Raw genomic sequence first — 14,159 nt, forward strand, 5'->3', positions numbered from 1 at the left:
GAAACTCTCCGGCGGAATCAGGCTCGCAGTGTGCCTGAGTGACAGGAGCGCGGCTTGCATGGCTTTGCGCAGCACTTGCAAATTCTTGCGCTTTTTCCCGCCTGGTCCGGCATTGGCCTGTTTTCTGTCCGGTCAGTTGCGTAAACTACAGACATCAACCCAGAGAGCGATGTCAGACCATGCCGGAATATCAGACGTTTACTATGCTTCAGCGTCACAAAGCGCAGCTGCGCGATAGCGTGCAGCTGAGCGGCGGCATTCGGCTGGCGGCGTGGTTCAACAGTGGCGATCGCGTGACTAACCTCAGCGATCACCATACGCTTAGCCTTTATGTGGCTGACGGTTACGATACCTGGCACAAAACGCCGCACGGCTGGCGCAACGGCGGCGCGCCGGATCGCTTTTGCCTGATGCCGTCTGGCACCGAGTCGACCTGGGATCTGCGCGCGGATTTATCCTTCGTGCACCTCTACTGCACCGATGCGCATTTGCGTCACCTCGGTGAGCAGGTGTGGGATCGCAGTCCGGCGCAGCTTAACCTGCATGAGAAGATTTTTGCCGACGATGATCGCATCACCCAGCTGTATCGCCATTTTCTGCTGAGCGCCGACTGGCAGCAGCCGGCCAACCAGCTGATGCTGAGCAGCGCCTCAACACTGCTGATGACCCATCTGCTGCAGCGCTACAGTCAGGTACAGTGGCAGCTGCCGCAGGTGCGCGGCGGACTGGCGCCGGCGGTATTGCGCCGCGTGCTGGCGCTGATCGATACGCAGCTGGATCAGCCGTTAACGCTGGCCCAACTGGCGGCAGAGGCGGCGCTCAGCGAATACCATTTTGCACGTATGTTCCGCAGCAGCACCGGCGAAGCGCCACACCAGTATGTGATGCGCCGCCGTATGGAAGCCGCGCAGCAGCTGCTGCAATTCAGCACGCTGTCGCTCACCGAGATTGCCCTGCGCTGCGGTTTCCACTCCTCCAGCCATTTCAGCAACCGCTTCCGCCAGCTGCACGGTATGGCACCCTCGGCATGGCGTCAGCGCTGACGGGGCAGTTGGAATGAAGTTTGTGAGGAATAGATTACTGAATTAGCAGCGGCGCGATTTATCGCGTACGTCATTATGTCGTGAACCACGCTATCCTGATTGATTCCCTCTGGTCGCTCCCGAACGTTATTTATACGAAATTTCCCGCATGGGTGATGATTTATACGATTACGTTGAACGGATGTAGCACGGGGCTTAAGTGCGCTCTGTTTTACCTGAAATCTTTACTTCATCTCATTACCCTCCTGTATGAAATTCCGCACTGCTGCTATCCGCAATTTTTATCTTTTTATGTCATTTCTTTCTTGATGGTGTGATTGTTTTTGGCGGATTTTTTATTTTGACCTGAATCAACAAATTCACGCTTTGTTAATATTAATCCACAACTTTATTTTTTATTGGCATTAATGTGCGGCCTTTAATGTCTTTGCCAGTTTTTTTAGCTGGTTTCAGGTGACAATGATCTGTATTTTTTAGTGTTAATGGCTTATGGCTGTCACTTTTGTAGCTTAAAGATCTGTTCATTTGCTTTTTTGTCGATCATTGCTCTGTTGTTACCTCTAAAGTAGTATGGCGCGAAAAATGTGCGCTGAGATAAACAGAGGGATGATGAAATGGCAGATAGTTTCCAGAATGAAGTGCCAAAGGCACGTATTAACTTAAAACTTGACCTGCATACCGGGGGCGCAAGCAAGAAAACCGAGCTTCCGCTGAAATTACTGGTGGCGGGCGACTTCAGTCATGGTCAGGCGTCCGCACCATTATCAGAGCGAGCCAAAGTTAATCTGAATAAAAATAACTTTGACGCAGTGCTTTCCGAATATTCGCCCAAAGTCACGGTTGCCGTTAAAAATACGCTGGCCGATGACGGCAGCGAAGACAGCATCAGTCTGACTTTCCAGAGCATGAAAGATTTCTCTCCGGAACAGGTCTCCCGGCAAATACCTCAGCTGAAGGCCATGCTTTCCATGCGTAATTTACTGCGTGATTTAAAAGCCAACCTGCTGGATAACCAGGCCTTCCGAAAAGAGCTGGAAAAAATTCTGCTGGACCCGGCGTTAAGCGCAGAACTGCGCGCTGAGCTCTCAACCCTGGCACCAAAACACCCATAACCATCACGATGATTTAACGGATTAATAAGGAAGATGCTGATGTCTGTAAATAATGAGAATGCGACGGGTGGCGAGAGCGTGGTGCTGGAGCGTCCGGCAGCCGGTGGGGTTTATGCCACCCTGTTTGAAAAAATCAATCTCAACCCGGTTTCTGAACTGAGCGCGCTGGATATCTGGCAGGATGCGCAGGCGATGTCGGATGCAACTGCGGATGAGCGTTTAACCGCCGGCATGCAGGTATTTCTGGAGTGCCTGAAAAAATCAGGCGCAAAAGTTGAAAAACTCGACAAAAACCTGATTGACCATCATATCGCCGCACTGGATCACCAGATCAGTCGTCAGCTGGATGCGGTAATGCACAGCGAAGAGTTCCAGGCAGTGGAGAGCCTGTGGCGCGGTGTGAAATCCCTTGTCGACAAAACCGATTTCCGCCAGAACGTGAAAGTCGAACTGCTGGATATGTCAAAAGAAGACCTGCGTCAGGACTTTGAAGACAGCCCGGAAATTATCCAGAGCGGCCTGTATAAACACACCTACATTGATGAGTATGACACACCAGGCGGCGAGCCGATTGCGGCGCTGATTTCCGCTTATGAGTTTGATGCGTCTGCGCAGGATGTTGCCCTGCTGCGCAATATTTCAAAAGTGTCTGCTGCGGCGCATATGCCGTTTATCGGCTCTGCCGGCCCGCAATTCTTCCTCAAAGATTCAATGGAAGACGTAGCGGCCATCAAAGATATCGGTAACTATTTTGACCGCGCTGAATACATCAAGTGGAAATCCTTCCGCGAGACGGACGATTCGCGCTACATCGGTCTGGTGATGCCGCGTGTGCTGGGTCGCCTGCCGTATGGCCCGGACACCGTACCGGTGCGCAGCTTCAACTACGTTGAAGAAGTCAAAGGCCCGGATCACGACAAATACCTGTGGACCAACGCCTCGTTTGCCTTCGCATCCAACATGGTGCGCAGCTTCATTAACAATGGCTGGTGCGTGCAAATCCGTGGTCCACAGGCCGGTGGTGCGGTGCAGGATCTGCCGATTCATCTGTACGATCTGGGCACCGGTAATCAGGTGAAGATCCCGAGTGAGGTAATGATCCCGTAAACCCGTGAATTCGAGTTCGCCAATCTCGGTTTCATTCCGCTGTCCTACTACAAAAACCGCGACTACAGCTGCTTCTTCTCAGCCAATTCCACCCAGAAACCCGCGCTGTATGACACTGCGGATGCCACCGCCAACAGCCGCATTAACGCCCGTCTGCCGTATATCTTCCTGCTGTCGCGTATCGCGCATTATCTGAAGCTGATTCAGCGTGAAAACATCGGCACCACCAAGGATCGGCGTCTGCTGGAACTGGAGCTGAACACCTGGGTGCGCAGTCTGGTGACCGAAATGACCGATCCGGGCGATGAGCTGCAGGCTTCTCACCCGCTGCGCGACGCGAAGGTGGTAGTGGAAGATATCGACGACAACCCGGGCTTCTTCCGCGTCAGGCTGTACGCCATCCCACACTTCCAGGTAGAGGGCATGGACGTCAACCTGTCACTGGTTTCCCAGATGCCGAAGGCGAAATCGTAAGCGAAGGCAGGAAGCCAATGAAAACGGAACAACCGTTATGGGGCAGGGGCGTTATGGTCTCTCCCCAGCACTTCCAGCAACAGGTCGCCTATGCGGCCTGGTCTGCGGAATGCATCGCCCGGCTGGGCCTCTGCCATCCCTGGGGGATGATTACTGCCACCTTCGAACCTGATGCACTGAAGCTGGGCCGCCTGCAGGCCCGTCATCTGCACATCCGTTTTCCTGATGGCACGCTTATCGACACCGAGAACGCCGATGACCTGCCGCCGGTGCTGATGCTTGAGGGCGAATCACAGGACGTGGTGGTGGTTCTGGCACTTCCGCTGCTGCGGGCAAATGGCGGCAACTGTCTTAAACCCGATGAGGTGGCCGAGCGCCCTGTGCGTTATCGCCAGCGCTGGCGGGATGTCCGCAACACCTTTGGCGACGATACCCGGCAGATTGCAGTGATGCAGCCAGAGCTGACGCTGCGTTTTGCCCATCAGAACAACAGTGATTATCTGACCTGTCCGGTCGCCCGTCTGCAGCAGGATTCCCAGGGCAGCTGGGCACTCGATGAAACCTGGCTTCCGCCACTGCTGGCTCTGCAGGGCAGCCGCTGGCTGGTAACCCAGCTGGAACAATTGATGACGCAACTGCGTGCCCGTCTGAGTCGACTGATGTCCATGCGGCGTGAAAGTAACGAGCGCATGGCCGACTTTGCCGTGGCTGATGTGTCGTTGTTCTGGCTGCTCAATGCCCTGAACAGCGCAGAACCGGTGCTCGGCCAGTTTCAGCGTAACCTGCAAAGTCCACCGGAGCGTTTGTACCCGGAACTGGCGCGGCTTGCGGGCAGCCTGCTGACTTTCTCGCTGGAACATCAGGTGAGTGCTATTCCGGTCTGGCAGCATGAACAGCTGAATAGCGTCTTCCCGCCGCTGTTCGACTTACTGGGCGATCTGCTGGAAGCCAGCCTGCCGTCGCGGGTGGTGGCGATTGAGCTTGAGCACGATGCCCGGCTACACGTCTGGCAGGCCCGTCTGCATGACTCCCGTCTGCGCGAAGGGGCGGATTACTACCTTTCCGTGCGTTCACCGATGCCGGTGGCACAACTGCAGGAGCAGTTCCCGCGCCAGTGCAAGATCGGCAGTCCCGATCATGTCAGGAGTATCGTCAATTCCTCACGGGTGGGCGTGCCACTGACGCCACTGCGCCATGTGCCGGCAGCCATTCCGCTGCGTCTGGAAAACCAGTATTTCAGCCTTGATGTCTCGCATCCCCTGGCCAGTGAAATGCTTCAGAGCGGCACCTGTATGTTTTACGTTCCGGGCATGCTCGGCGAGCCTGAACTTGAACTTTTTGCGGTACTGAGAACATGAGTGAGCCTAAACGCAGTACTGCTGCGCCCATTGATATTGATGCTCTGCTGCAGGATACCTGGCTGCAGGTCATCAGCCTGCGTCACGGTCCGACGTTTCAGGATGGAGAAGGGCGCACGTTGTGGGAGCGTTGCATTGCCGATGTTGAACGTGTGCAGCGTGAGCTGAAAGCGAGCGAACTCGATGAAGTCAGCTGTCAGCATATTCTCACCGCACAGTGTGCGCTGCTTGATGAGGCGGTCAAAGGTCGTGGTGTGGAGGATGACGCCTGCGTGCAGTGGTATGACATTCCCCTGCAGGGGCACTTCCTCGGCACCATGGATGCCGGTGATACGCTGTGCGATCGCATGCGTGATGTGCTGCGTGAACCGGCGCCTGACCAGGCTGTCATGACCTGCTTTCAGCGGGTCATGATGCTGGGGTTCCTCGGCAGTTTCCGCTCTCTGAACGATCCGGAGCGCCAGAAGCTTATCAACGCGCTCAGTGAACATGTCACGCCGTTCAGCTATCCACCAACCCATCCGGTTCTGGCGGAAAGCCGTACCGGACGAGAAATGGGCGGCTGGCTGGCGTCATGGCCCGTGCGTATTGGCCTGAGCGTGGTGCTGGTGGCTGCGCTGTGGTGGGGACTGAGCCACTGGCTGGATCAGATGCTGGTGACCCTGCTGCCGGGAGCCGTGAAATGAGTCCTGCACAGCAGCGCGGGCTTGCGCTGTGGGCCGCCCTGCTGAGTGCCGTGGTTTGCCTGAGTTTCGTGCCGGTATCGCGACTGGTTTCGGTGCTCTTTCTGCTTGCGGTGCTGGGGCTTATCCTGGCGTTGTGGATTGTCGCCAGGCGTCGTGCGGAGCATGACGTCGCCCTAAATCTGGATGACCTCCCGGAAGCCACTTACCGTCAGCCTGTGGTGCTGGTCTGTGGCGATCTGCCGCTGGCATGTATGCAGCAGTCACCGGTGCTTACTGTGACACAGGGATGCTGGATCCGCGTGGAGGAACATCAGGATCTGCAACAGGTTGCCCGTCAGATACTGGGGTTGCGTCCTGACTGGGGCCGACAGCTGTCGGTGATGGTCAGCGTCTGTCCGCAAAAACACGCCGACAGCGAGCGACTTACCCGTCGTCTGCTGGCCCTGCGCTGGCAAATCAGCCAGCTGCGTAAAGAAACCGGGCATTCTGTGCCGCTGGTTCTGAATGGTCAGGTTGGCAGTGCGATGACCAATGATCTGCTCTGGCAGGCGGTTATCCCGGGGGAAGGGGTGAGGGTCTGGCGTGCGTCTTCAGCGCCGGGCTCAGTCGCTGCATGGGTCACCACCGGTGGCGCGCCTGCGATGCAGCAACAGGTGCTGATGAACAGCCTGATGAGCTGGTTCCGGTTGCACGTTAAAGCGGTCTTCATTGATGAGAGCCCGGATGTTCCGGTCATTGCACCGGTTGCAGTGCTGTGGGGATTGGGACCGATCCTGGCCGGAAGTCTGGCCACATCGGTGTGGACGGCATGGCTGTCCCGTCATACTGCGATGCAACAGGTAGCGGGCTGGCAGCCGGTGGGAACGGACAGTACGGTTATTGCCGCGTTGCCGGATTTTATCCTGCCGCTGCTTCCGGAAGGGCGAGGCCTGACGCCGCATGGGCAAGCCTTCCGTTATGCGCTCGCGATTTTTACGCTGGCGGCCATGGCTGCACTGCTCAGCAGTGGCTGGAACAATCGCCAGTTGCTGCAGCGTGTCAGCTTCGATATTGCCCGCTATGAACGCATCCCGATGCAGGATTTCGCGCCCAAAGCCGACGCTGTTGCTGTCCTGCGTGACGATGCGGCCGGGCTGGATGACCAGGCGCGCAATGGCGTACCGATGCGGATGGGCTTTGGTCTGTATCAGGGCGAGCGTCTGCGAATGCCTGTGCTGGATGCGATCCGTTCGTATGTGCCCCCGCCACCGCCGCCAAAACCGCAGCCGAAACCGGTGCCGAAAATTGTCCGCCTCGACAGCATGTCGCTGTTCGATTCCGGCAAATCCACGCTGAAAGCCGGGTCCACCAAAATGCTGGTGAACTCACTGGTCGGCATCAGGGCGAAGCCGGGCTGGCTGATTGTCGTGTCCGGCCACACCGATAACACCGGTAACCCGCAACTGAACCAGACGCTCTCTCTGAAACGTGCCGAAGCGGTACGCGACTGGATGCGTGATACCGGTGATGTACCGGAAAGCTGTTTTGCGGTGCAGGGTTATGGCGAAAGCCGCCCAATCGCAACCAATGACATGACGGATGGGCGTGCGCTTAACCGTCGCGTCGAAATCAGTCTGGTACCGCAGGCTGATGCCTGCCAGATACCGGGCAACCCCCAGACGTCATCGCAGGATGATGACGTATCACAACACAACGGAGAGTAATCCATGGCAATCCCTGTTTATCTTTGGCTGAAAGACGACGGTGGTGCGGACATTAAAGGTTCTGTGGACGTTCAGGATCGTGAAGGCAGCATCGAAGTGGTGGCACAGCAGCATAACCTGTACATCCCGACCGACAACAACACTGGCAAGCTGACCGGTACCCGTATCCACACCCCGTTCCTGTTCACTAAGGAAATCGACTCCTCCAGTCCTTACCTGTACAAGGCGGTGACCACCGGGCAGACCCTCAAGTCTGCGGAATTCAAGTGGTACAAAATCAACGACGCGGGCCAGGAAGTGGAGTACTTCAACACCAAACTGGAAAACGTGAAAGTCGTGAAAGTGAATCCGGTGATGCATGACATCAAAAATCCTTCTTTCGAGAAGCACAACCACCTTGAGCAGATCGAACTGCGCTACGAAAAAATCACCTGGACCTATAAAGACGGCAACATCATTCATTCAGATAGCTGGAACGAACGCGCCACCGCCTGATTACGCGTCATATTTCGTGCCGCAGGTGCGTTGGCCGCGCTCGTCCGCCCCGGTCACATAGTTATCTATGCTCCCGGGGCGGATGAGCTTGCCGCCTTCCTGCGACACGAACTATTTAGCGTAATCGACTGTGTGATGGCGTCGTGGGGGCGGCATTCTGGCCGCCCAAATTCGGCCGTGTTGCCTTGTTCGCGACCGTGATAGGCATTCTGTCAGATGTCTGGTGATTTCATCCGCGGCGGGTGAAATCACAAGTCATTTCCTTCTTTCCTGCTGCCTTATGCGCTTTGGTTTACAGCGATGGGCGGTAGCGTGCCCCCAATCAGGAGATTTTTGCTATGGACAGTCAGTCAGCCGCGCTTCTGCGTCGTCTTAACCCATTCTGCGCGCAGGCACTGGAAGCCGCCGCCTCCCTGTGTCAGACCCGCGCCCATGCGGAAATTTTGCCGGAGCACTGGCTGCTGAAGCTGCTCGAACAGGGGGAAGGTGACCTGACGGTGCTGGCACGCCGCTATGAGTGGGATATGGATATGCTATGGCAGGATTTGCTTGCCTGGCTGGATAAACTGCCACGTTCAGTCCGTCAGCGTCCGCAGTTATCTGACACTCTTGAGACGCTGATGCAGGAAGCCTGGCTGATTGCTTCTCTTAACGGTGAGGAACAGATCCGCAGCGTCCATCTGCTGATGGCGCTGGTTGATAAACAGAAACTGGTGCGCTGTGACGGGCTGTGGCCGCTGCTGACGCTGGGCCACAGTCAGCTGGAACGTCTGCGCCCGCTGCTTGATGGGCAGTCGGAGGAACGCCCGGAACGGCAACAGGCAGCGGAACTCGCGCAGAGTCATGGTGGTGAGGTGGAATTTGTCGGGCGCCCGGTCGGCGCGGCCATAAAAGAAGGCGAACTCAATCCGGCGCTGCAGAACGCACTTGATAAATTCACGCTCGACGTTACTGCCAAAGCCAGAGAAGGCAAAATCGACCCGGTGTTTGGTCGCGATACGGAGATCCGCCAGATGGTGGATATTCTCTCGCGTCGCCGCAAGAACAACCCGATTCTGGTCGGCGAACCGGGCGTGGGTAAAACCGCGCTGGTGGAAGGCCTGGCTTTACGTATCGCTGAAGGCAACGTTCCGGAAAGCCTGAAGCCGGTTGTTCTGCGCACCCTCGACCTTGGTTTGTTGCAGGCGGGCGCAGGCGTGAAGGGCGAATTCGAACAGCGCCTGAAAAACGTCATTGATGCGGTGCAGCAGTCCCCGGTACCGAATCTGCTGTTTATCGATGAAGCGCACACCATCATTGGCGCCGGCAATCAGGCCGGCGGTGCGGATGCCGCCAACCTGCTGAAACCGGCACTGGCGCGTGGCGAACTGCGCACCATCGCCGCCACCACCTGGTCTGAATACAAGCAATACTTCGAACGCGATGCTGCACTGGAACGTCGCTTCCAGATGGTGAAAGTGGACGAGCCGGACGACGAGACCGCCAGCCTGATGCTGCGCGGTCTCAAATCCCGCTACGCCGAACACCACAACGTGCATATCACTGATGATGCTGTACGCGCAGCCGTCACGCTTTCCCGCCGCTATCTGACGGGCCGCCAGCTGCCGGACAAGGCGGTTGACCTGCTGGATACCGCGGCCGCACGTGTACGGATGAGTCTCGACACGGTGCCAGAACAAATTGTGCGCCTGAAAGCACAGCTGACCGCACTGGCACTGGAAGCGCAGGCGCTGCGGGAAGATATCGCCGCCGGCAGCAACCGCCATGATGACCGCCTGGGGGCCATTGAGCAGCAGCGGACTGAACTGGAGACGCGCATCGAAGAGCAGGAAGCACGTTTCAGCCACGAAAAAGCGCTGGCACAGCAACTGACGGCCAGCCGCCAGGACATCAGCCAGCAGGCTGAGATTTCCGACCTGCAACAGCGGCTCGAACAGGCGCAGCAGGGCGATGTGCTGGTTCAGGTGGATGTGGACACCCGCACCGTCGCGAATGTAATTGCCGACTGGACCGGCGTGCCGCTGTCCTCGCTGATGAAAGACGAGCAAACCGAACTGCTGATGCTGGAAAACGAAATCGGCCAGCGTGTGGTCGGGCAGGACGTGGCGCTGACCGCCATCGCCCGGCGCCTGCGCGCGGCGAAGACCGGACTCACGTCAGAGAACGGCCCGCAGGGCGTGTTCCTGCTGGTCGGTCCGAGTGGCGTCGGTAAAACCGAAACCGCGCTGGCGCTGGCGGACGTGCTGTACGGCGGTGAAAAATCGCTGATTACCATCAACCTGTCCGAGTACCAGGAGCCGCACACTGTTTCCCAGCTGAAAGGTTCACCACCGGGCTACGTGGGTTACGGTCAGGGCGGCATTCTCACCGAAGCGGTACGTAAGCGCCCGTACAGCGTGGTACTGCTGGATGAAGTGGAAAAAGCGCATCGCGACGTCATGAACCTGTTCTATCAGGTGTTTGATCGCGGCTTTATGCGCGACGGCGAAGGGCGTGAAATCGACTTCCGCAACACCGTGATCCTGATGACCTCCAACCTCGGCAGCGACCATCTGATGCAGTTGCTGGACGAACAGCCGGAAGCCAGCGAAGGCAATCTCCACGAGCTGCTGCGCCCGATATTGCGCGACCACTTCCAGCCCGCGCTGCTGGCCCGTTTCCAGACCGTGATTTATCGCCCGCTGGCTGAGGCCGCCATGCGTATCATCGTGGAAATGAAGCTATCACAGGTCAGCAAGCGCTTACATCGTCACTACGGTTTGACCACGCAGATTGATGAGAGCCTGTATGACGCCCTGACCGCCGCCTGCCTGCTGCCGGATACCGGCGCACGCAACGTCGACAGCCTGCTCAATCAGCAGATTCTGCCGGTGCTGAGTCAGCAGCTGCTGAGCCACATGGCCGCCAGACAGAAACCACAGTCGCTATACCTGAGCTGGAGCGAGGAAGAGGGGATCGGGCTGGAGTTTGACCGGACTGAAGGAGATAACGCATGAACACCCGTCTCCCGATCAGATTCAGCCACAGCCATCACCAGTTGTCGGTGAAGGGATGTGAAGCCGGGCTCGATGTGCTGGCGTTTGAAGGCGATGAGGCGCTCAGCCGGCCGTTCAGCTACCGTATTGAATTCACCAGCTCTGACCATGCCATCAGCAAAGAGATGATGCTGATGAAAGCGGCCTCCCTGACGCTGCAGGCTCCGGTTGACCAGGGTTACGGCATCAAAATACAGCAGGCGGTGCGCACCCTTCAGGGCGTGGTGAGCGGCTTTGAACGCCTCGGTACATCAAAAGATGAAACCCATTATGCCCTGACGCTGCAGCCACGCCTGGCGCTGCTCGACCGTTCACACCAGAACGCCATTTATCAGGACATGTCGGTGCCGCAGATTGTGGAAAAAATCCTGCGCGAGCGTCACACCCTGCGCGGTCAGGATTTTCTGTTCTCGCTCTCAAAAGAGTACCCGCGCCGTGATCAGGTGATGCAGTACTGTGAGGATGACCTGCGCTTCATTACCCGCCTGCTGGGTGAGGTGGGTATCTGGTTTCGCTTTACCACGGATACGCGCCTGAACATCGACGTGGTGGAGTTTTACGACAGTCAGCAGGGGTATGAAAAAGGCCTGACGCTGCCCTCAGTGCCGCCGTCTGGCCAGCATTCAGACGGAGTGGACGCGGTGTGGGGGATGGAGAGCCATCATAACGTGGTGCAGAAGCAGGTCAGCACCCGCGACTACAACTACCGCCAGGCCACGGATGACATGAATACCGAGGTTGATGTGACCCGCGGGGATGCCACCACCTGCGGGGATGCCTACCACTGGGGGGACAACTACCTTACCCAGGGTAATGCGTACGACCGCAATCCGGCTGCGGAGTCGGGGGCGTTCTATGCCCGCATTCGTCATGAGCGCTACCTGAATGGCCAGACCCGGACCCATGCCACCACCAGCTGCCCGACCCTCTCTCCCGGCCAGATGCTCAACGTCACCGGTGGGTATGAAGTGGCCGAGGTGTTTGCTCAGGGCGTGGTCATCACGGCGATGCGCAGCCATGCGCGGCGTGACCGGGATTTTGAAGTGCATTTTGACGGGATCCCGGACAGCACGGATTTTAGTTTCCGTCCTGAGCCAGGCTCACGCCCGGTGATGGCCGGCACATTACCGGCCCGCGTCACCAGCACCACAGAGAACGACACCTACGGCCACATCGATAAAGACGGCCGCTATCGCGTCAATATGCTGTTTGACCGGGATAACCGGGAAACCGGGTTTGAAAGCCTGTGGGTGCGCCAGTCCCGCCCGTATGCCGGCGACACTTACGGTCTGCACCTGCCGCTGCTGGCGGGCACCGAAGTGGCGATTGGCTTTGAGGACGGTAATCCGGACCGGCCTTACATCGCCGGCGTGCTGCACGACTCGGCGCACGGCGACCACGTCACCATCCGCAACTACAAACGCAACGTGCTGCGCACCCCGGCGAACAACAAAATCCGCATCGACGACGAGCGCGGAAAAGAGCATGTCAAGGTCAGCACCGAGTACGGCGGCAAGAGCCAGCTGAATCTGGGGCACCTGGTCGACAGCGAAAAGCAGAAGCGTGGGGAGGGTTTCGAGCTCAGAACCGACAGCTGGGGCGCCATCCGGGCACAGAAAGGGATGTTTATCAGCGCTGACGGCCAGACGAAAGCACAGGGCCAGGTGCTGGAGATGCAGCCGGCGGTCAGTCTGCTAAAAGGAGCGTTGAATCAGGTAACTGGATGGGGAACGATTACGCAGACTCACCACAACATAACGCCTGATTCTGGGCCATTAAGAGCATTTGTTTCCGCTGCCAGTGAGCTTAAAGAGCCTGCGCTGCTGCTGTCTTCACCTAAGGGTATTGCTGCCGTTACGCCGGAAACGACTCTGATGCACAGCGGGAAAGGGTTGTATCTGCAGAGCCTGGGAGAAGTCAATATCACCGCAGCACAGCGCTATTCGGTTAACGCAAGTCAGGCGGTTTCGCTGCTAGCCCTACAGGAAGGAATGCGGCTGGTATCTGCCAAAGGTGCACTGGAGATTGAATCACATAGTGATGTGCTGTCGCTGACTTCCCTGAAGGATGTCACCGTCCAGTCAACGCAGGGACACCTGCAGCTGACGGCAAAGAATGGGATCACGCTCGCCTGCGGTGGCGCTTACATCAAGCTCACGCCACAGGGCGAAATCAACGTGCATGGTCCAGGCCTGTTAAGCCTCAAGGGGCAACATAAATTACAGGGCCCGGCGAGTGAGGATTATCCGCTGCCTGAATTGCCTTCATCAGTATGCAAAGAGTGTCTGAAAAAGGCGCAGCGGCTGGCACAGGGCTTTGTGCCAAGGGAGGCATAAATGAACACGACCCATATCACTGACTGGGTGAATCTGCTTCAGCAAACCTGCGCTGATATAAACCTGACCCACCTTGATTTTATTCTCGACCAGTGCGGTATTGATTTTTCCGTCATTCCGGTACTGCACGATTTTTCACCACCTTTGGTATGGCAGTCTCTCTATCAGGGCTTGCCGGAAGATGCCCTGCCAGAAGAGTCGCCGCTGTTGATCAGGATCTCTTTGAACGATCCGCTTCAGAAACAGTGGTTGATTGAGCTGGCTCAGAAAGTACAAAAAACTGCTCCACTACTGGTGCTCTGTTCTCCCTGGCCTTTCGCTACACTGGCGGAATGGTTAACAACCTGTACCGATGCGACACATGAAGGACGGGCGGGGCTGTTCAGATACTTTGATGCCCGTATTTTTCCTTATTTGTTCTCTCATATTCTGGAACCTGATCAGCAGGCCCAGTTGCAGCGCCCGGCGCTCTTCTGGAGCTGGCTGGATCCTGACGAGAAGCCGGGGTTGCTGATGGGGCAGGGAGCACAGCCCGCCATCAACGAGAAGTGCCAAAACATCGCTTTGAGCGATAGCCAGTTTGAAGCCCTGATGTGCATCTGCGATGCCAGGCTGATGCTTCGCTATCGGGACGTTCCCGATACGGGATTTGCTTCGCAGGCTGAACGGTTTACGGCCTGTTTCAACGGCATGCTTTCAGCCACCGCCAAAGGGATGCTACTGGATAAAGAGCGCGAGGATTGGGTGATTAAGACCCTGATCGGACGGTCCTCAGCAGAAGTCTGAAAGTGGGTTCATGAGGCAGTTCGC

General features: G+C 57.2%; 9 protein-coding genes and 1 pseudogene. All 10 read left to right on the plus strand.

Translation table 11 applies throughout. The annotated features are described in order from the left end of the window. The first annotated feature begins 179 nt into the window (after positions 1-179). A complete protein-coding gene (locus tag AC6I79_RS06005) occupies positions 180-1,043 on the plus strand; it encodes a helix-turn-helix domain-containing protein (protein WP_127834390.1) in 864 nt (287 codons plus the stop codon). A gap of 614 nt (positions 1,044-1,657) precedes the next feature. Beyond that, entirely contained in the window at positions 1,658-2,155 is a 498-nt protein-coding gene (tssB, locus tag AC6I79_RS06010; RefSeq protein ID WP_215480564.1) for a type VI secretion system contractile sheath small subunit, read from the plus strand. Positions 2,156-2,188: 33 nt separating this feature from the next. After that, positions 2,189-3,736 (plus strand): annotated as a pseudogene (gene tssC / locus AC6I79_RS06015) (type VI secretion system contractile sheath large subunit). Positions 3,737-3,753: 17 nt separating this feature from the next. Next, positions 3,754-5,094, plus strand: coding sequence for a type VI secretion system baseplate subunit TssK (tssK, locus tag AC6I79_RS06020; RefSeq protein WP_058758377.1), 1,341 nt, complete (start codon positions 3,754-3,756; stop codon positions 5,092-5,094). After that, on the plus strand, positions 5,091-5,780 hold the full coding sequence (tssL, locus tag AC6I79_RS06025; RefSeq protein ID WP_058781797.1) for a type VI secretion system protein TssL, short form: 690 nt from the start codon (positions 5,091-5,093) through the stop codon (positions 5,778-5,780). The genes tssK and tssL overlap by 4 nt, the downstream gene beginning before the upstream one ends. Further along, positions 5,777-7,483: an OmpA family protein gene (locus AC6I79_RS06030; protein ID WP_498027623.1), complete on the plus strand. Its 1,707-nt coding sequence runs from the start codon at positions 5,777-5,779 to the stop codon at positions 7,481-7,483. Before tssL ends, AC6I79_RS06030 begins: the two co-directional genes overlap by 4 nt. A gap of 3 nt (positions 7,484-7,486) precedes the next feature. Continuing rightward, on the plus strand, positions 7,487-7,978 hold the full coding sequence (gene hcp / locus AC6I79_RS06035) for a type VI secretion system effector Hcp (RefSeq protein ID WP_058776563.1): 492 nt from the start codon (positions 7,487-7,489) through the stop codon (positions 7,976-7,978). Positions 7,979-8,316: 338 nt separating this feature from the next. Further along, entirely contained in the window at positions 8,317-10,974 is a 2,658-nt protein-coding gene (gene tssH, locus AC6I79_RS06040; RefSeq protein WP_498027624.1) for a type VI secretion system ATPase TssH, read from the plus strand. Next, positions 10,971-13,349, plus strand: coding sequence for a type VI secretion system Vgr family protein (locus AC6I79_RS06045; RefSeq protein WP_498027625.1), 2,379 nt, complete (start codon positions 10,971-10,973; stop codon positions 13,347-13,349). The genes tssH and AC6I79_RS06045 overlap by 4 nt, the downstream gene beginning before the upstream one ends. Further along, the gene (gene tla1 / locus AC6I79_RS06050; protein ID WP_021509118.1) at positions 13,350-14,135 is read left to right on the plus strand and encodes a toxin Tle1 chaperone Tla1; all 786 of its coding nucleotides are present in this window, start codon (positions 13,350-13,352) and stop codon (positions 14,133-14,135) included. Positions 14,136-14,159 lie beyond the last annotated feature (24 nt).

Source organism: gamma proteobacterium symbiont of Scutellera amethystina (assembly GCF_059730845.1).